Raw genomic sequence first — 19186 nt, forward strand, 5'->3', positions numbered from 1 at the left:
CCCCACCCTCGATCGGGCGGGGGGAAGTGGGTTCAGGATTGGATATAAGTATCCCCGCCCGATCGAGGGTGGGGAACTAGACCCGCCTCCCAATGCTTTCCTTCTATCACAACTTGCTCAGTTTCGCGAGTAGATCTTTCCCAAACAAAAAAAATCTCCAGGAAAGTTCGTAGTTTCGAAAAGGAATGCAACTTCAAGATTGAAGCAAAACTAAGCGTTTAGTGTTAGATTCTTGAAAGATATATCCCAATCAGCGCTAATGAAAAATGCTTGTAAGCCCACGGAAAATACATAAACCATTGTTAGGTATTGGGTATGGTAATTCTTTTAATCGGAGATATCAATGACAGGAATTATGAATGATTCAAGAGAAACATACAAATGGAATGTTGTTTTGCCGGCCAGAAAACATTCATGACTAAAATAGACATCTAAAAAGTGTTATGCGCAAGTCCCTGAAATTTGAAAAAGATATGAAAAACAGAATATCCATCTTAGTCATTCTACTCTTCCCATTAGTTTTAAAATCTGAAAAATTAATATTCGGGGAGAACTCCATAAGTTCAAATGAAATGATCTTACAATTGGAAAATTCAAAAGCTTTATATTTTCTAAATGGTGAAGGAGATGGCTGCGATGGTTTTACAGCAAGTTTTACATATTCAGAAGATATTTATAATTTCTTTAATGTTAACTCAAATTGTAAAAACAAAAAATTAAAAGATTTCAAATGTATTACTAAAATTGATGAAGAATCTATCAAATATCAAGAATATTTACATTGTGACAACAAACTAGTTTTGTATAATAAAAGTAAAAAGGTAAATGAAGGATTAATTAGAAATTTCAAAGGAATTCAAGTTATTACTCAAGGTTTAAAAGATGCTACAGTTACTTCTAATCTAAAAATGAGAGAAAAACCTTCGAAAGGTTCAAAATCATTTGAATGCTTTTTTAGTCACTTGGATGATGAAAGTATAAGTAATAAGGAAATTTCGTTTATACCAAAAAATTACACAATTACGGTTATTGCTAAAACAAAAAATGAGGATTATATTGGTGATAAGAAAAATTTCTGGTATTTGATTTTTCCTATCTCTGATTCATATAATGGATGTTTATTAAAAAATTCTGACCAAAAAGAAGGTTGGGTTTTTGGAGAATACATCAAATTGGATAACTAGGGACCAGCGCATAACAGCGTCTACTCACTTCGCTTCGGCACTACGGCTGCGCTCGGGCTACGTGCCAGTCCCTAACGTCCCGCTTCGGGACTCAGGGTCGGAAAACGTCGAGTAGACTAGTTCGTTATGCGCCGTTCTGATAAATCCGCTTAATTGAAATAAAATAAATTGTTTTTCAAAAATTTTCACCCTTAGGAGATTATCGAAAATGAGAACATATCAGATTGTTTTTGGAATCATGCTAATTTGTTACCTTCCAAGACAAAATCCCATTTGGGCTCAATCTAGTGAAGTTTGCTTAGACGCAGTTGAAGTAACATCTTCACCAAAAAGACCTTCATACGAAAATGAACTTCAACTAAAACTAGAATTAGATTTTAATGGAAAAAAAGTCAAAAATTTAATAGATTTGAATAGCTCTATAGAGACAATAACGCGTGTAGAATTAATTTATTCAGTCTGTAAACACCAACTCGGTTTCAATCAGGATCGGTTGAATACCGAACGTATCAAAAATTTAAAGAAAAATAATAAACTTTTTTCTAATCCTATGATTCAGTGGTCAACTTATGAAAACAAAAACTGCATAAATCGTGAAGAAGGAAAAAAACTATTTCATGGTTTTATAGTTCACTATCGCCCAACTCCTACAACTGAAAGTTCAAAGAAAGAATTAGATATAATTAGAACAAAAATTTTTCCAGAACCAACGAAATCAATTTCAACTAAAGAAGATCTATCATCGTGCGGCCATCAGCCTATCTTAAAGGATGAAGTAGTCGAAAAAGTTTTGGAACGAAATAAACAATGGAGCGAATTACTAATCGTTGCAGATTTAACTGGCAGTATGTATCCTTATACAATACAATTGATTACATGGTTTAAGCTAAAATCTTTAGATAAGAAAGTGAAAAGTCTTATGTTTTTTAATGATGGAGATTTAAAACCCGATAAAGATAAAATTCCTTTGTCTACTGGCGGTCTATATTTTGGTCAAACATCGAGTTATGAAGATATAGCTAAAATTGCTGAAAAAACAATGAGTTCAGGATATGGCGGCGATATTGAAGAAAATGATGTTGAGGCAGTAATATCGGGTATTGAAAAATGTTCAACATGCAAAGATGTTATCCTCATAGCGGACAATTATGCTTCGATGAGAGATTTTAAATTTATCGAAAAAATAACAAAACCAGTTCATATCATAATCTGTGGATACAATGGGTTAATTCATCCCGAATATCTATACTTAGCCTGGAAAACTGGAGGATCAATCCATACAATAGAAGAAGATATTTCAAACATTTCTAAAATTCACGAGGGAGAAACTATTAAAATTGGTAAGCAAAATTATTTAATAAAAAATCAAAAATTTATTCGAATAAAAGAAATTTGAACTAAGGATTTTCTAGAAACCAGAACGTCGTCTCCGCAAGTTCGTTATGCGATAGTCAGTAAAAAATAAGGAAAGTATATATGACAAAAAAGATTCCAATAATATTCATTCTTACATTGATTGTATTTGCAATATTCAATAATTGTAAGAAAACCATTGCAAACACTAGTCCGACTTTCCATGTAGAATGGTTAAAAGAGTATATAAAGGAAGAAGATTTATTAACAGAAGAAGGAAAATCGTTAGAAGATATTGCCTCTTTCCACTATCAAAAATTCGTAATTGATAGAATTAGAGGCGAAAAGACTTTATATGTAGAAAGTGATATACCAAAAATCATTTCATTTATTAAAAATACCAAAACCAATCTAAAATTTAATAGAATAAAAGATAATCTTGTTTTGATTCATCATTTAGGATTTGATTCTTCAAGTGATATCGCTAATGGTTCTCAACTTTGGATAAAGACAAAAAATTCATGGAAAATATTTGATAATGAAGATAATCTTAAAAGCATAAATTACCAGAATGTTTATTTAGGTTCTATTGGAAATTTACAAGGAGAAAAATTAATTGTTAATGGAGGATGTTGCGACACTGACACATTAGTAATTTTTGACGTTCTTGAAAATGGTGATTTCAAAAATATATATTCAAACACCCTTTATGGAAACAGTTATTCAATTGAAAAGGAAGGTGATTTATACGTAATATATGAAGTGACTGTCGAAGGTGAGAAAACTAAAATCGAATTTTAGAATTGCTGACATTCGCATAACAGCATTAGTAAAAATTAAAAGTTTAGTTAAAAATGAATAAGATATCGGATGAAATACTTGGTTTTTTAAAAAAAGAAACAACAAAAACAATGTTGTTAAGTGCAAAGAGTTTTATTGAATTATTGGAAAATCAAAATATCTCTCTTACTGACTTTTATCCCAAATTACATGAAAACTTAATTAATTTATATTTATCTGGTCACTTATTTGATTCAATTCCTTTAAATCACTTTAATAATGAAAATAACCTAGATGACGATAAATATTTCAAAAATTTAAATTGTTCACTGATTTCAAATTTAAAAGAGGGTTCTTTGTATTGGGAAATTTTTGACCCTACATACTCTGAAACTAATGGCATACCTAGTTTAGGATGGAGAGAAGAAGACAAAATTCCAATTCAAGGTTGGCTAGATGATGACATGTCAGATATCTATCGTGATTTAAAAACTCAAATTACCAAAATTGAATCACTAGAAAGTAATGAAATTGTTGAAGATGGTCTTTGGACTTTAAAATGGAGTTTTCTCCATCATTGGGGAAAACATTGTATTGATGCGCTAAGATACCTCCACTATTTTATTTATGATGGGAAAAAATATCCTATTTGAATTTATCTGAAAAAAATATTCACTTACGTCTCCGCTAGTTCGTTATACGACATTACTTAAATGAAACGAAAGATATACAAACTTACAATAATCCTAGTATCCTTGCTCATAATAATCTATACTAGTCTATTTATATATACTGTTGGTAACGCTTACTACATAAGAGAAAAAACATCGGTAATCAATGAATTGAAAATCTCAAAGTCAATACTTTCCGATAAATCATTGGAACCTATTTATATTTTTAAATGTGAATCAAATTCCGTCACTTTACCTTTGGAAGTTTGCGAAAATTTTAAACAAAAATATCCAAAACTATGCTCGCAATCCTACTTTTCGTTTGTTTTAAATCAGTACGACTTCTGTGATTCAATAGACTATAAAGACAAAATCCAATTTGGGAACGTATCTTGTCCTGAACACTTATATGATTTGTTTCACAAGAATTATGATAATACTTTTTTCCTACCATTTAATGAATTTGTTCAAGAAACAACTAACATACTTTTTTTAGAATCTTTTTTCGCATTTCATAAAGACTATTCCATTGATTTAGTGAGACTTGAAAACGGACAACTAGAAGTAATTTCGAAGACAACTATCTCTATAGTTACTAAAACTGGAAGTCTGCTACACCTAGAGCTGCCAAGTGAAGTAAATAAAAGTCTAGAATCTATATTGCAATATTCAAAATTTATAGGATGTGATGTAGTTAAAAACTATACAAATTAAAGTCACATAATATTCATTATATGAGATTCAAAAAATATTATCTATGGCAAATAAAATGATAAACCAAATAAAATACATTGCTTTGTTGATCACCACACTTTCGTGTATGACAATTCCAATTGAAAACTATGAATTAAATCATCGCGAATATGATAAAATTAGCATAAATAAAACGGCAAAAATTCTTATCTTTGAAGACCTTAGAAAAGGTGAAAATAAGGATGATTCAATACTTGCCATGATCCCTTTGGTTTTTTCAGCTGGAGCCAAATTGAATTTTCCTGAGGCAGATACATTAAGTGTTAATTCACCTATCAAATACTATATAGCTGATATTATCAAAAAAGAATTGGCTAATCAATATCAGTTAAAAAAAATCTTTATTTCTGAAAATATTTCCGATAATGAAGATTTCAATATTTTTGGAAAAATTAATACATATACATGTAATAGATATAGTACTACGTATGGATTGGGACTTTTTGGAGTATTTACGTGGTATTTTGGCGCGCCGATTTTTAAGACTGAGTGTATTTTAAATCTAGAAATTATAATTAAAAATAAATCAGGAGGAGTTATTTTCAATAATAGTTACCTTGAAAATGAGACCAATTATATTGGTTTGTATTACAACCTAACTACCTCCTCAAAAATACATCCTATGCTAATGAAAAAAGTTATGTATAAAATAAATTTGGATTTAAAATCTATTCTTCGTTAGGTTTTAGGAATGCGTTTTACTCGTACACATTACTCAGAGACGCAATTTTCTGAATACCCTGCCTCGGATTTGGGGTGAACCTACTTCGGTTCGTTGGATCGAAGTTGGAAATTAGAAGAGTATATTTCCTAGAAAAGTAGAAAGAAAATGAACTTTACTGGTTTGTACAAATTGTAACTAATATTAATGTCGGGTATTCGAAATCAAATGAGCATAAAAGTAATTCTTTCCAATAATAAACCTTTACTTTTCTCGATCGCATTGGGGTTGTTTTACTTTTCGTTTGCCACTTGGATGAATATAAATAAAACCATCAAATACTTGTTTATTTATACGATGTTTTTTCTGCCGGGATTTACTTTTCCAGTTTCAACTTCCTATTTTAATATTGGAAATATCAATTTTCTTCGGAAAATTTTTCATTTGATTTTATCAATGACGATTTACTACTTAGTGAGTCATATCTTTTTATATGAAAACAGAATTGATTACATTACAATATTAGCAGGATTTCTCGGTTCTTTATTTTATCTCCTAAATAATAAGTTTGTTCTAAAGCAACAAATGAAAATAAAACAAATTCTTATCATTGCAATTCTCAGTGCATTTGCGTTTTTTCCATTTGAAATACAAATGATTCTTTCTCATGCAGTCCAGGGTCCGTTTACATTTCTTCCCTTTGAAATCATTCGGAATCTTCCCTATACAAAATTTATTGGTTTTGGATTACTTTATTGGACTGTATTGAACGGTGGTTTTTTGAATTTCTTAAATAAGAGAACTTTATGAAATTGGAAAAAGGTAATATGAGAAAAATTATATTAGATCTAGCTGTAACATTAGATGGTTTTATTGAAGGTTCTAATGGAGAAATTGATTGGTGTATCATGGATGATGATATGAACTTTGATGGTTTCTTGTCCACAATTGATACAATTTTTTATGGTCGGATCAGTTATGACAACTGGGGTAACTACCAACCGTCAAACGATGCTACTCAAGCAGAAATTAAACTTTGGGAAGGAGTTCATTCAAAGAAAAAATATGTATTTTCAAATCATCCAAAAATTGATAACAACGCCGAATACATCAGTTCAGATATCCTAAAAAAAGTGGAAGAGATAAAAAAGCAGAATGGAAAAGACATATGGCTTTACGGAGGCGCCAGTCTTATTAAAACATTTATCAATCATAATCTTATCGATATTTATCGTATTTCAATTCATCCTATTGCATTGGGAAGTGGGAAGCCATTGTTTGAAGATTTAAAGGAAAGACTCAATCTTACCTTGATTGAAACAAACAGATTTAAGTCAGGAGTAGTTCAGGTTATTTACGACAAGAGTTAACGAGTCAGAATATGATTATCAAAAAAACAATCAGTGATGAACTTGAATTTTAAAAATAATAGTGTAGTAGGCAGTTTCAGAGATTGGTAACTAAGTTGATTTGAAGTAGTATCTACTTTTTCTATTTCTCTTCCGCCACTGCATCGTCTGCCACGACTAGGTGTTTGTATTTTTCTGGTTGGTTGGTTTTAAGATAAAATTCTAAAATTGTTTCTACGTCGGCCTCTGTTTTCATTGCAAACCATTTCCCTTCTGGGTAAGAAACTTGGATGGGTCCAAGTTCACAACGATCCAAACAACCAGATTTTTGAACTCGAAATTTGTATTCAATTCCCGCTTTGGCTGCTTTTTGTTTGAGGAGTTTTAGAAGTTCGATGGAGCCTTGATTCCCGCAAGACACCCGTTCGCCGGGTGCCCTTTGGTTTTCACAGACAAAAACATGTTTTTCGTAAAACATCGGTTTTTCTTTTCCTTAATTTTCTTAAACGGCGTAATCTTCCATAGGAATACACGAACAAACCAGGTTACGATCTCCGTACACATTGTCCACACGACCTACACTTGGCCAGAACTTACGTATGCGTAACCAAGGAAGAGGATAAGCCGCTCGTTCTCTTGGATAAGAATGGTTCCAAGAATCGCTGATGACCATGTCTGCCGTGTGAGGAGAATTTTTAAGTGGGTTGTCTTCTTTGGAAAGAACTCCCGACTCAATGTCTTTGATTTCTCCGGCAATGGCTAACATAGAGTCAATGAATCTATCGAGTTCCTCTTTGGATTCCGATTCTGTTGGTTCTACCATAAGCGTACCGGGAACTGGGAAGGACATCGTAGGTGAGTGGAATCCGAAGTCGATCAGCCTTTTGGCAATATCTTCTACTTCGACACCACTACCTTTTTTGAATCCACGCATATCCAAAATACACTCGTGAGCCACTAGACCCTTGTTTCCGCGATATAAAACCGGGAATGAAGATTCTAATTTTTTAGCGATATAGTTTGCATTGAGAATCGCAATCTTTGTTGCAAATTGTAATCCTTCAAATCCGAGCATGGCAATGTAAGCCCAAGAGATCACAATGATAGATGCAGATCCCCAAGGGGCAGCAGACACCGCCCACTGGCTGTTATTCGATCCATTTTCTACAAGGCTATGCCCAGGAAGAAAAGGTGCTAAGTGTTCGGCAACACCGATTGGTCCAACACCTGGCCCACCGCCACCGTGAGGGATACAAAAAGTTTTATGAAGGTTTAAATGACAAACATCGGCACCAATATCACCAGGTCTTGTGAGTCCCACTTGGGCATTCATATTGGCTCCATCCATATAAACTTGCCCACCATGATCATGGATGGTTTGGCAAATTTCTTTGATGGAGGCTTCAAAAACACCATGAGTGGAAGGATAGGTAACCATTAGGGCACCTAAACTACTTTTGTATTCGACTGCTTTTTTCTTAAGATCATCTACATCAATGTTTCCATTGGAATCACAATTGACTGGAACCACTTTGAATCCAGCCATCACTGCGGATGCGGGATTGGTTCCATGTGCCGAGATGGGGATGAGACAAATGTCTCTATGCATATCGTTACGACTTTGGTGATAATTACGAATGGCAAGTAAACCTGCATATTCTCCTTGCGAACCAGCGTTAGGTTGGAGAGAAACCTCAGCAAAACCTGTGATTTCACAAAGCCATTTTTCTAATTGGCTAAAAAGTGTTCTATATCCTTCGGTTTGATTTTCAGGAACAAACGGATGGATATTGGATAGTTCTGGCCAAGTGACAGGATACATTTCAGTTGATGCATTGAGTTTCATTGTACAAGATCCAAGAGCAATCATGGATGTTGTAAGAGATAAATCTTTGGATTCCAATCTGCGAATGTATCGGAGCATCTCTGTTTCTGTATGGAAACTATTGAAAACTGGATGAGTCAGATAGGATGATTTACGTTCCATGATTTCTGGAATTTTCCATTCTTCTTTGGCCGTTAGATCATCTAATTCAAAATGGAGTGATTTGTTTTCGTTAAATATTTCCAAAAGGTCTTTGATGTCTTTTAGATTCGTAGTTTCATCTAAAGAGATGCTGATCACATGACCAGAAACCTGTCTGATATTGATTTCTCTTTCTTCTGCATAGTGGATGATTTCTGCGGAAGAAATTTTAGACAATTCGATTCGAAGGGTATCAAAGTAAGGATTGGAAATAATTTTGTATCCGAGTTTTTCAAGACCAGTCGCAAGGATCGTTGTCATACGATGCACTCGTGATGCAATTTGTTTTAAACCTTTTGGTCCATGATAAACGGCATACATAGAAGATAATACCGCAAGTAAAACTTGCGCTGTACAAATGTTAGATGTTGCTTTATCTCTACGAATGTGTTGTTCTCGTGTTTGTAGGCTTAGGCGGTAACCAGGTTTTCCTTGAGAATCTTTGGAAACACCAATGAGGCGACCTGGCATGTTTCGTTTGTATTCTTCTTTGGTGGCAAAGTATCCTGCATGTGGTCCACCAAATCCGAGTGGCAATCCAAATCGTTGTGTGGTTCCCACAACAACATCAGCATTCATTTCACCTGGTGCTTTTAAAATGGTAAGTGCTAAAAGATCAGCTGCCACCACAGTTTTGGCACCAACTTTGTGGAGACTTTCAATAAATTCACTAAAATCGTAAATGGTTCCGTCAGTCGAAGGGTATTGTACAATCGCTCCAAAAAAATCATTGGATGGAACCATCTTTTTAAAAGATCCCACAACAATATTGATTCCCAGCGGAATCGCACGAGTGCGGATCACATCTAAAGTTTGCGGATGAACAGACTGTGATACAAAGAATGATTTTCCTTGTGTATCCTCTTTTAAAGAGAAAAGCATATTCATCGCTTCTGCTGCCGCTGTTCCTTCATCAAGAAGAGAAGCATTGGCAATTTCCATTCCAGTTAAATCGGTGATCATCGTTTGGAAATTGATGAGAGCTTCCATTCGACCTTGTGCAATTTCTGCTTGGTAAGGAGTGTAAGCAGTATACCAACCTGGGTTTTCTAAAATATTTCTTTGGATCACGGCAGGAGTGATACAAGAGTAATATCCAAGACCCAAATAAGATCTATAGATTTTGTTTTTAGAAACAATTTTCTTTAGTTCTCTTTGAAGAGCATATTCACCAATCGGATTTGGTAAGTTGAGTTCCTTTCGTAAACGAATGTTTTCCGGAACCGCATCATTAATGAGATCATCCAAAGCCTTATAACCAATTGTGCTGAGCATCGAAGAAACGGTTTCTTCGGTCACACCGACATGGCGACGGAGGAAGGTATCACTTGGTTCTAATGTTTCTTCATAAGGGGATTGGAGAGGTGATGTAGGTTTTACGGAACTCACTTTAGAAAAACTCCTATTAATCTAGTTTAGATACGTATTCTTTATACTGCGCTGCAGTAAGTAGGTTTCCGAGTTCGGAAGTTTGGATGTTTTTTAGTTTTACCATCCAAGTATCAAAAGGTTCAGCATTCACTGCCGCTGGATTGGAACCGAGGTTTGCATTTGTTTCTACTACTTCGCCAGAAATTGGTGAATATAAATCTTCTGCAGCTTTTACTGATTCGATGGTTCCAAGGCTATCCTTAGCTTTGATTTGTTTTCCTGGTTTAGGAAGGTCAATAAACACAATGTCACCAAGTGCATTTTGTGCAAAGTCAGTGATTCCGATTTGTGCCAAATCACCTTCTACTTTGACCCATTCATGTTTTTCCGTATAATAATATCCGTCTCTTGCTTGTGTATCTGCCATGATTTTTCCTCTTCGATGTGACTCTTTCGTTTAACGATTATTTCGGACACTGCCTTGGATGAAGGCGCCAGTCTCTACTTTTGCCAATTTCTTCTGCCCACGAATCTCCACAAATACTTCCACTTGGTTTTTGGCGAATTCGGTGTCCAGAATGGCTAATCCTAGGGATTCTTTCCGGCTGGGAGAGTGGGTTCCCGAGGTGGATTTGCCAATTTCTTTCCCATCACCTGAGAAAATTGGGAAATTTTCCCGTAAAACCCCTGGTTCCATTAGGCGAATTCCCACAACTTTTGATTTGGGGCCATTTTTTTTATCTGCAATGATCCGCGTGTATCCCAAGTAAGGTGAGGGTTTTTCTTTGACAATAAAGTTGATTCCCGATTCTACCGGTGTCCATTCTGCATTGAGTTCATGGCCATACAGCGGGTATTTTGCTTCAAGTCTTAGTGTGTCACGTGCTCCCAGACCAACAGGAACCAAACCATAGTCTTTTCCTATTTCTAATAATTCTTTCCAGAGAGTGACACCGAGTGTGTTTGATGTATAAATTTCAAATCCATCCTCTCCCGTATAACCTGTACGAGATACGATGATGGTTTCTCCTTTCCAGTTCATTTCTTCAAAATGATAATAGAGGATGGAACTTAAGTCCTTACCAAGATACTTAGAAAAAATTTCATCTGCTTTTGGACCTTGTAATGCAATTTGATGCCAGTTTTTACTATCATCAAGAACAGAAACGTTCCCTTTTTTGTATGTTTCTAAATGTTTTGTTACTGCAGGGTAGTTGGATGCATTGGAACAAATCATATATTTCGAATCACTGAATTTATAAACAGTGATATCATCCACAAGCCCACCATTTTCATTTACCACTGCATTGTACTGCACTTGGCCCACTTTCATCCCAGTGATGGTGTTACAGGTGACTGATTCTAAGAAAGTAAGAACATCTGCTTCATCTCCGGTGACAAAAATTTCACCCATATGGGATACATCAAAGAGTCCCGCAGCCGATCTTGTGGCCAAATGTTCTTGGATGATCCCAGTATATTGCACAGGCATGTCCCAACCGCCAAAAGGAACCATCTTAGCTCCCATTTCTTTATGGATTGTATGTAAAGGTGTTTGTTTTAGTTCCACGGCACTCTCTCGTTCAGACTCTGGAACCATGGAAAAATGGTTTCATCGTTATGGAATAGAATTTTTTTTAAGATATAATGTTAAGAGAAGTCTATCGCATCGAAAAAACCGGATCTATCGATCATCTGCAAAGAAAATCAGAACCGCTCAGTGAACCGAAAGGTGATGAAGTGACCATTGAAGTGAAAGCCATTGGTCTCAACTTTGCCGATGTATTTTCGATTTATGGTTTGTACTCAGCAACTCCTAAAGGAAGTTTCATTCCTGGATTGGAATTTGCGGGAAAAATCGCAAAAATTGGCGAAAAAGTGAAGAATTTTCAAGTCGGCGACTCTGTGTTTGGTGTGACTCGCTTTGGTGCATACACAACTCATTTGAACATTTCAGAAAAAACTGTATTTGCACTTCCGAAGGGTTGGTCTATGCAAGATGGTGCAGCCTTTGTTGTACAAGCACTCACTGCATACTATGCACTGGTTCCACTAGGACAAGTGAAAGAAGGTGATCATATTCTCATTCATAGCGCCGCTGGTGGTGTTGGAATCATGGCAGGTCACATTGCGAAGAAAAAAAAAGCAATCACCATCGGTCTTGTAGGTGATTCTCGTAAATTTTCGATCTTAAAAGAGGTTGGTTATGATTATTTTCTCATTAGATCTCCTAAGTTTAAACAAGAGATGAGGAAAATTTTATCAGAACATCCGTTAAAAATAGTTTTAGAATGTTTAGGTGGTCGTTATTTTCACGACAGTTATGATCTATTGGCACCGATGGGAAGACTTATTACCTATGGCAGTGCGAACTTCACACCATCACATTCATTCAGAAATTGGTTATCCATCGCCTATTCTTACCTCAGAAGACCAAAAATTGATCCATTATCTATGATTTCAGACAATAAATCGGTGATGGGATTCAATTTAATATGGTTGTGGAATGAAATTGATGAACTTCGAAAACATTTTTCCGATTTAATGATCTTATCACTACCAAAACAAACGATTGGGCATGAGTTTACGTTTGATTCGATACTTGATGCACTTCGTACATTTCAATCAGGACAAACAATTGGTAAGATCGTTATCACAGTTCCGTAGAATGTGTATTAGTCTGTTTTTTATTTTGAATAAAAATTCTTGCAAAAAATAAAATTTCTTTACATTAAAATTGATATGATTTAATTATGTCGTATCAATTCACTCTCTGTTTGCCAAGGACAGCCGTGATTTGAAATCAAAAGATAAGGACGATCACAATGGTTGCTAAAAAGAAAGCCGCAAAAAAGAAAGCCGCTAAGAAAAAAGCTGCAAAGAAAAAATCTAAGAAATAACTTAGATTCGATTCTTCCTTCGAAACTCTCGAAGTAAGATTGTGTGAACCCGCAAGACCTGCGGGTTTTTTCATTTATAGAGGTAAGTTCTTAAGAAAAATTAGGCAATTGCCCTTGTAAAACCCCTTCTAGACATCAAAAATCCCGATTTTTTATCCGAATTGGCTCTTTCCATACCAATAAATTGAAAATGATCCTTCTTATTGATCGAATCAAAGAGTGCTTTCATTAGTGATTCGATGTTAGGATGCACTACGTTTTTATAACTTTTACGTGAATGATCCTTTCCCCAGATCTCTAAATGGTCTGTATCAGGCATTTTGAGGATGAGAGAAGGGAGGTCATATCGTTTCATCAGTACGTTGCAAACATCTTCGAAACCATATTCTGTGATGGAGTTAAAATCAAAAAATACAAGTAAGTAGAGGATATTGGTTGGTTCCAATCGTCCATTTTCATCAGAAATTTTCTGAATCCCATCTAAAACTACATAGCGCAAATTCTTTGTTTGGATCCAAAGTTTCTGATCTTCGTGGCGTTTGAGGTTCACTTCTTCAGAAAACCGTTTTTGAAATACGGTAGAGAGGAAAAATCCGGAAGAATCTTGTCTTTCTTCGAGGATTCGTTCTAAAGAAAAGGGTTCAAACTCTAAATTGAAGTACTTTGTATACGTCTCTGCCATATCTCTTAGAGTAACGGACAGATTTTAGAGTTTGAATCGGATTTTTTTACAATTAAGATCTAGAAAATTAGAATTCTAACATCCTTCGTTCGGAATCATGAGAAAAACTATATCCTTCTTTCTTCCATGTTTCCCAAAATTTTGCAGAACCTTCTCGCATAAAACAAATTCGTTCTTCCGTTGCGATGGGTGTTAATACAAGAAAATTAGCACGTTTCCCATTCTCTGTGATGAGTCCGTGAAGGTTGGGTAGTGAATCCTTAGAACCTTGCTCTATTTCGTCTGTGACGTTGCGTAGAACGAACCAATTGAAGTCTAGATAAAGTTGGTCGGGATCTTTTCTTGGATTTTGAATGGTATGAGAATGACCAAACCAAATTCCTGTGTTCCAAGGAAACTTTACCATTTCACCCAGTACATGTTGGATCCAAGTTTCTGATTTATCTTCTGAGTCTTTTAAAAGTTGGATGGCAAATACGAGTTCGATTCTTGAAAAGTTTTCATAATCTTTATGATAGAGTTCAATGGATGGTTGGTTTTGAACACTCATCCCAATTGTGGAAAAGATTTTGATCCCAGGAAATTCTTTGGGTAAAAAAGAAGCAATTCCTAGAGATGGATACTTTCCTCCATCGGCAGACCAATACTTTTCATGTTTCCCAAGTTTTGATTCTAAAAAATCCAATCGAAGTTTTTGTGCTTTCTTCCAATGATCTTTTTCAGCAACAGATTCCCAAAATTTTCGATTGGCCCGCACTCGTTCGGCAATCACTCCATTTTCTGGATCACCGAGAGGAGAAGCAGTAGGAGCTTCTTCTTTTGCAAACTTTGCATACCCATGAATCCCTTTGATCCCTGACCAAGAAGGAAGATAGGCTTGCAGTTCTTCATCAACAAATAAAGCAACACCATCACCTTCTTCTGACCAAATGAAATGAATTTGATCTTCTGTGAGTGATGTCTGTGCATTAGAATCTGTAATTTCCGATTTGGTCAACACGGGCGCAAGGCCAGCATCAAAATCTTCATCCAGGCGAGCATCAGGTGCATCAATTAAGTTACGCACCCAAAGTGTTTTCATGGGCCACTCAGGGTTGTTATGTGATTGTAAGTAAAGGTAAATGGTTCTTCCATCATCTTCTAAAAAGGCAGTAAAAGAACCGTAAGGATTTGCTTCTTGGTATAAAACTTTGGGGGTGCTGGGATTCATTAAAATTTATGCGGAACAACTCTCTCTTTAAATTTCGCTAGTAGTTTGGATATGGTTTCATCCATTCCTTCTTCAAAATAAATATCTGGATAATAACCGGAGGCATTTCTTAGACCAATGAGTTCTGGTTCGTTCCACTTCCTGTAACTTTTGAGTGAGTTCCAGACTTCTTCCGAAGGAGAATGGTTTTCCTTTTTAGCGTCGATGAAAGATTGGATCGTGCGAGTTGGGGTCATACGTGTATAGATTCTTTGGTCTCGGAGGGAAACCAACTAAAATTTTAGACTGTTTCGACAGTCGGTGTCGATTTTCATTGGATTTCTTTGGTCAGTGGGTGAAAAATTACAGTGACTTACTTTTTTCAGGCGATCCATTTCGAAATCCATGCACTTATTTCACAAATCTGAATCTGAAAATCTTTTACCCTATGACGGGGTTTTGTTGTACATCCGGGATTTTCTCCCCACGGAGGAAGCAGATCAGTTTTTTCTCTCTCTTCTGGACGGGATCGAATGGAAGTCGGACGAAGCTGTTCTCTATGGAAAACACATTACTACCAAAAGGAGTGTGGCTTGGTATGCGGAAAAAGGATTTTCTTACCGTTATTCGGGAACTACAAAAACAGCACTACCTTGGTCTCCTTTACTTTTAGAATTAAAAACCAAAGTGGAGTTGGCATCAAAAGAAAAATTCAATTCTTGTCTTTTAAATTTATACCATGATGGAAGTGAAGGGATGGCCTGGCATAGCGATGATGAAACTTCGTTACGTCCTAATTCTACGATTGCTTCCGTCAGTTTTGGTGCCGAACGGATCTTTCGTTATAAACATAAAAAAAATGGAGAGCAGGTGGAGTTGCAGTTAGAACATGGAAGTTTGCTTTTAATGAAAGATGTCATCCAAAGGCATTGGTTGCATTCTCTTCCTAAGGCAATGAAGGTCAAACGACCGAGGATCAATTTAACCTTTCGTCAATTTGGATTGGTTTGAAACCCTCTTTTCAAAAGTAATTCTTGAAACTGTTCATCCGATTTTTGATTCCATACCAATAATGTTTTATAAGGATCACCCTTTAGATCCAATACTTTACAAAACGCAGGTTCTGTTTTGATTCCTTGTTTTTTTAGATTACGAATCTCATCACGGAATGTTGGATCTGCCAATGTTAAAAATCGATTTTCTACCATCATATGAATCCAAGCATACTGATCCGTTGGTTCCACCGATTGTCCAAAAATTTCATATTGAAATCTTTTCGTTTCAAATCGACAAATCAAAGTGACTCGAAGAGCCATTGTTTTTTCAGAAAAACTATAGTTTGGTAAATTTCGAAACTTAGCATAACAAATCTTTTGAAGGTGAGCAGGAATATTAAATTTTACTAAGATATCCACATCACTGGAATCTGTATCAATATCCAAGGGAATGGTTCCGGCCAAAGTAGGTTTGAATCCATTTAAAGATTTTAAAATTTTCCATTCCTCTAAGTCCCTCGCTAATTCCTGTTGTTTGGAATTTCCGAACTGTAAGTAGTCTGTACCAAGAAACGGATTGGTTTGGAGGGATTGCATATTATGTCTCGTGCGCTCGGTCTCGGCCCCCACCCTGAATGGGTGGTGGAGGTGGGCTTGTGAGGGTTCATTCCCGGCCCAACTCCTACCATAAAATTCAACTCTTGTCTCCTGGGAACTGAATCTCCATAAAAATTCTAAAGAAAACTTCGCAGTTTCACTAGTTTCCCAATCAGGTTCGTTTGAACCAAATCACAACAATCCAGAACTTTCCATTTGATTGACATGATCAATAAATGTATCTTTTAACGGGCGATAGGTTAAGCCTAGATCTGTTTTGCTAAACTCATTATTTAAGTTCAACGGTTGGCCAATATTATTTTTTGTATAACCCCAAGATAATCCAAAAAAAGGACCAATCACATATACAAGTGCCTTTGGAAGATTTCCCGTAGGAACAGAATATTTGTTTCCAAAATTTTCTTTAATGATTTTTGCAGCACCTAACATTGGTATCACCTCTGCCGAAGTAATATGCCTTCCCTTAGCACTTGGAGTAAATCCTGCTAAGATATGTGCCTTGGCAACATCTCTAACATCCACAAATCCCATTTTTGTATCCGGGACACCTGTGCGAAAAACTCCCTTCAACATATTTTTCATAAACTCAACACTGGTTCCATCCATACGTTTGGAAAGCGAAGGTCCCATCACAAATGATGGATTGATCACAACTAAATCCCAACGTGTTTGTTTTTTCTGAATTTCCCAAGCTTCTTTTTCGGCCAAAGTTTTGGAATAAGCATAAGGTTGGTGGTTTAGACTACTTGTTATATTCCAATGATCTTCTGTAAACGTTTGGTTCGGAACTTGTAAAGAATCAATATTGTCCCCATGAATTGCCGCTACACTAGAAGTTAAAACTACTCGTTTAACGGACGAAATACGATTACAGGATTCTAGAACGTTTCTGGTTCCCTTTAAAGCAGGATCAATCAATTGTTTTTGTGCATCTTTGACACCGGCAACAAAAAACGGAGAAGCCGTATGGATCACAAGTTCGGTACCTTCAATGACTTTGTCAAAACTTCCATCTAACAGAAGATCTGCTTCGAACAAAGTCAAATGATCCTGATACTTTTCTTTTAACTCTAATAAGTGAGCAATTTTAGAAATATCTTTGAGGCTACGAACCGTCGCCCTCACTTTCTTTCCATCTTCTAACAAATATTTTACGATCCAAGATGCGATGTATCCTGAACCTCCAGTGACAACAACGGGTAATTCTGAATTGATAGATTTCATATTGCATTTTAGACTTAGTTCCAACCTATGTTGCAAACAAATCCCAGAGAATCTGTCAAAACAGAAATCAAATCTCCAATCATCCCAACAAAAACAAAAATGAAATCCTCCTGAATCTATAACTCTATTTCTGTTCTTTTTTGGGCGAAGCCCTGTGGGCCCGGGCTTTTCCGGAGTCCGCGTTCGCTCCCGTCTCTGGTTTGCGCACATTGTGCACACCCAGAGACCAAGTCCTACAAATCCCTTTCGCAAAAATGCAATCTTTTATAAAACTATAAATGGTTTGCCATCAATGTTTCTTTTGATTATTTTTGGTGGTTATGGCAGAGAAAACCAATCTTCTTATAAAACAAAATCTTTCTTTAATCCTTCTCTATGTTTCCTTCATTTTCTTTTTTTCCCATTGTGCCCTTCGTTCTTCAGGAAACCTAAACCATTACGATTCCTATTTTCTTCATGAAAGTAAATCAAACCTCATACCGAAAGGAAAAGTGCGAGTCACCTTCCTTGGAACCTCATCCATATTGTTAGATGATGGAGAAACACAAATTTTAACGGATGGATTTTTTTCAAGACCATCAATATGGAAAACTGCATTTTCCAAAATAGAATCAGATCCAATCATCGTTTCTTCAGTCATCGAAAGAGCAAAAATCAACCGACTGGGAGCCATATTTGTTTGCCATTCTCATTATGACCATGTAATGGATTCTCCACTTGTCGCCAAACAAACAAAGGCGAAGTTATTTGGTTCTTCGTCCACTCTAAATGTAGGAACGGGAGCAGGTCTTACCAGTGAACAAATGCAAAAATTCGTACCTGGAAAACCTATAACTATCGGAAAGTTTACCATCACTGTTTTGGAATCCAAACACACTCCTCCCTTTCGTATCCTTGGCAAAACAAATGCAACAGATCCCAATCATCCAAACATTGAAACACCTCTCGTCCAACCCGTAAACGCCTTGGACTTTATTGAAGGAGGGACTTTTGATTTTTTCATTCAACATGGGAAAAATAAAATTTTAATTAAGAGTAGTACAAACTTTGTAGAAGGAGCTTTGGACAAATTACAAGCCGATGTTTTGTTTTTGGGAATTGCACAACTTTCCCTTCAACCTACTGCCTTTCAAGATGAGTATTACAAACAAACAGTACAGACTTTAAAACCAAAATTACTCATCCCCATTCATTGGGATAATTTTTTCAAACCACTTTCAGAACCATTAGAACCCAATCTGAAACTCGGAGACAATTTTGATGGAAATATGAAATACATTCTAAATAGAACGGAAAAAGAAAAGATAGAAGTAAAGTTATTACAAGGTTTTGAAACCATCGATCTGTTTTAGAAATTTTAACTTAAGTTAAAAATAAGTTAGGTTTTTTTGATCTCTATTAGAAGAGTCCCTATCATTTTGGTAGAGGAC

At 35.8% G+C, this 19186-nt stretch carries 20 protein-coding genes; 10 read left to right on the forward strand and 10 right to left on the reverse strand.

The window, feature by feature from the left end; genetic code table 11:
• Window positions 1-473 precede the first annotated feature (473 nt).
• The 7 genes from EHQ16_RS12510 to EHQ16_RS12540 all read left to right on the forward strand — a co-directional run bounded on the left by EHQ16_RS12510 (window position 474) and on the right by EHQ16_RS12540 (window position 6772).
• Entirely contained in the window at window positions 474-1184 is a 711-nt protein-coding gene (locus EHQ16_RS12510) for an SH3 domain-containing protein (RefSeq protein WP_135638887.1), read from the forward strand.
• Window positions 1185-1392: 208 nt separating this feature from the next.
• Window positions 1393-2580, forward strand: coding sequence for a hypothetical protein (locus EHQ16_RS12515; protein WP_135634085.1), 1188 nt, complete (start codon window positions 1393-1395; stop codon window positions 2578-2580).
• A gap of 80 nt (window positions 2581-2660) precedes the next feature.
• Entirely contained in the window at window positions 2661-3338 is a 678-nt protein-coding gene (locus EHQ16_RS12520; protein WP_135638879.1) for a hypothetical protein, read from the forward strand.
• A 53-nt stretch (window positions 3339-3391) separates the two neighbouring features.
• The gene (locus EHQ16_RS12525) at window positions 3392-3970 is read left to right on the forward strand and encodes a DUF5063 domain-containing protein (RefSeq protein ID WP_135634081.1); all 579 of its coding nucleotides are present in this window, start codon (window positions 3392-3394) and stop codon (window positions 3968-3970) included.
• A gap of 775 nt (window positions 3971-4745) precedes the next feature.
• The gene (locus tag EHQ16_RS12530) at window positions 4746-5423 is read left to right on the forward strand and encodes a hypothetical protein (protein ID WP_135634079.1); all 678 of its coding nucleotides are present in this window, start codon (window positions 4746-4748) and stop codon (window positions 5421-5423) included.
• 207 nt (window positions 5424-5630) lie between these two features.
• Window positions 5631-6212: a hypothetical protein gene (locus EHQ16_RS12535; protein ID WP_135634077.1), complete on the forward strand. Its 582-nt coding sequence runs from the start codon at window positions 5631-5633 to the stop codon at window positions 6210-6212.
• On the forward strand, window positions 6209-6772 hold the full coding sequence (locus tag EHQ16_RS12540) for a dihydrofolate reductase family protein (protein ID WP_208742295.1): 564 nt from the start codon (window positions 6209-6211) through the stop codon (window positions 6770-6772). Before EHQ16_RS12535 ends, EHQ16_RS12540 begins: the two co-directional genes overlap by 4 nt.
• Before the next feature lie 121 nt (window positions 6773-6893).
• Here EHQ16_RS12540 and EHQ16_RS12545 read toward each other — a convergent pair whose 3' ends face one another.
• From EHQ16_RS12545 to gcvT, 4 genes are read right to left on the reverse strand one after another with little or no spacing between them, the layout of a single operon-like run.
• On the reverse strand, window positions 6894-7229 hold the full coding sequence (locus EHQ16_RS12545) for a (2Fe-2S) ferredoxin domain-containing protein (protein WP_135634075.1): 336 nt from the start codon (window positions 7227-7229) through the stop codon (window positions 6894-6896).
• 24 nt (window positions 7230-7253) lie between these two features.
• A complete protein-coding gene (gene gcvP / locus EHQ16_RS12550; RefSeq protein WP_135634073.1) occupies window positions 7254-10166 on the reverse strand; it encodes an aminomethyl-transferring glycine dehydrogenase in 2913 nt (970 codons plus the stop codon).
• Between the two features lie 16 nt (window positions 10167-10182).
• Window positions 10183-10575 carry a glycine cleavage system protein GcvH gene (gene gcvH, locus EHQ16_RS12555; protein ID WP_135634071.1) on the reverse strand — a complete coding sequence of 131 codons (393 nt, stop codon included), beginning with the start codon at window positions 10573-10575 and terminating at the stop codon, window positions 10183-10185.
• 30 nt (window positions 10576-10605) lie between these two features.
• Window positions 10606-11748: a glycine cleavage system aminomethyltransferase GcvT gene (gene gcvT, locus EHQ16_RS12560; RefSeq protein WP_135634069.1), complete on the reverse strand. Its 1143-nt coding sequence runs from the start codon at window positions 11746-11748 to the stop codon at window positions 10606-10608.
• Between the two features lie 47 nt (window positions 11749-11795).
• Between gcvT and EHQ16_RS12565 the strand changes: the two genes are divergently transcribed.
• Window positions 11796-12815, forward strand: coding sequence for a synaptic vesicle VAT-1 family membrane protein (locus tag EHQ16_RS12565; RefSeq protein ID WP_135634068.1), 1020 nt, complete (start codon window positions 11796-11798; stop codon window positions 12813-12815).
• A 136-nt stretch (window positions 12816-12951) separates the two neighbouring features.
• Here the strand turns inward: EHQ16_RS12565 and EHQ16_RS19505 are convergent, their stop codons facing one another.
• The 4 genes from EHQ16_RS19505 to EHQ16_RS12580 all read right to left on the reverse strand — a co-directional run bounded on the left by EHQ16_RS19505 (window position 12952) and on the right by EHQ16_RS12580 (window position 15176).
• Window positions 12952-13122 (reverse strand): hypothetical protein, encoded by a 171-nt coding sequence (locus tag EHQ16_RS19505; RefSeq protein WP_167482660.1) that lies wholly within the window; start codon window positions 13120-13122, stop codon window positions 12952-12954.
• 26 nt (window positions 13123-13148) lie between these two features.
• Window positions 13149-13730, reverse strand: a complete 582-nt coding sequence (locus EHQ16_RS12570; protein ID WP_100734930.1) for a hypothetical protein — start codon at window positions 13728-13730, stop codon at window positions 13149-13151.
• Window positions 13731-13797: 67 nt separating this feature from the next.
• Entirely contained in the window at window positions 13798-14940 is a 1143-nt protein-coding gene (locus EHQ16_RS12575; protein ID WP_135634066.1) for a suppressor of fused domain protein, read from the reverse strand.
• Complete coding sequence (locus EHQ16_RS12580) at window positions 14940-15176, reverse strand: hypothetical protein (protein WP_135634064.1); 237 nt, start codon at window positions 15174-15176, stop codon at window positions 14940-14942. Before EHQ16_RS12580 ends, EHQ16_RS12575 begins: the two co-directional genes overlap by 1 nt.
• A 148-nt stretch (window positions 15177-15324) precedes the next feature.
• Here EHQ16_RS12580 and EHQ16_RS12585 point away from each other — a divergent pair, with 148 nt between their 5' ends.
• Window positions 15325-15930: an alpha-ketoglutarate-dependent dioxygenase AlkB family protein gene (locus EHQ16_RS12585; protein ID WP_135634061.1), complete on the forward strand. Its 606-nt coding sequence runs from the start codon at window positions 15325-15327 to the stop codon at window positions 15928-15930.
• On the opposite strand, the gene EHQ16_RS12590 is transcribed toward EHQ16_RS12585, so the two are convergent.
• Both EHQ16_RS12590 and EHQ16_RS12595 read right to left on the reverse strand, forming a co-directional pair.
• On the reverse strand, window positions 15912-16511 hold the full coding sequence (locus tag EHQ16_RS12590) for a DUF4269 domain-containing protein (protein WP_135634059.1): 600 nt from the start codon (window positions 16509-16511) through the stop codon (window positions 15912-15914). The two genes, EHQ16_RS12585 and EHQ16_RS12590, sit on opposite strands and share 19 nt — an antisense overlap.
• Before the next feature lie 192 nt (window positions 16512-16703).
• The gene (locus EHQ16_RS12595) at window positions 16704-17756 is read right to left on the reverse strand and encodes an SDR family oxidoreductase (protein ID WP_135634057.1); all 1053 of its coding nucleotides are present in this window, start codon (window positions 17754-17756) and stop codon (window positions 16704-16706) included.
• Window positions 17757-18076: 320 nt separating this feature from the next.
• Here EHQ16_RS12595 and EHQ16_RS12600 point away from each other — a divergent pair, with 320 nt between their 5' ends.
• Window positions 18077-19108 carry an MBL fold metallo-hydrolase gene (locus tag EHQ16_RS12600; protein WP_135634055.1) on the forward strand — a complete coding sequence of 344 codons (1032 nt, stop codon included), beginning with the start codon at window positions 18077-18079 and terminating at the stop codon, window positions 19106-19108.
• Window positions 19109-19186 lie beyond the last annotated feature (78 nt).

Origin of the sequence: Leptospira kanakyensis, from assembly GCF_004769235.1 — a bacterium.
Classification (GTDB): Bacteria; Spirochaetota; Leptospiria; order Leptospirales; family Leptospiraceae; genus Leptospira_A; species Leptospira_A kanakyensis.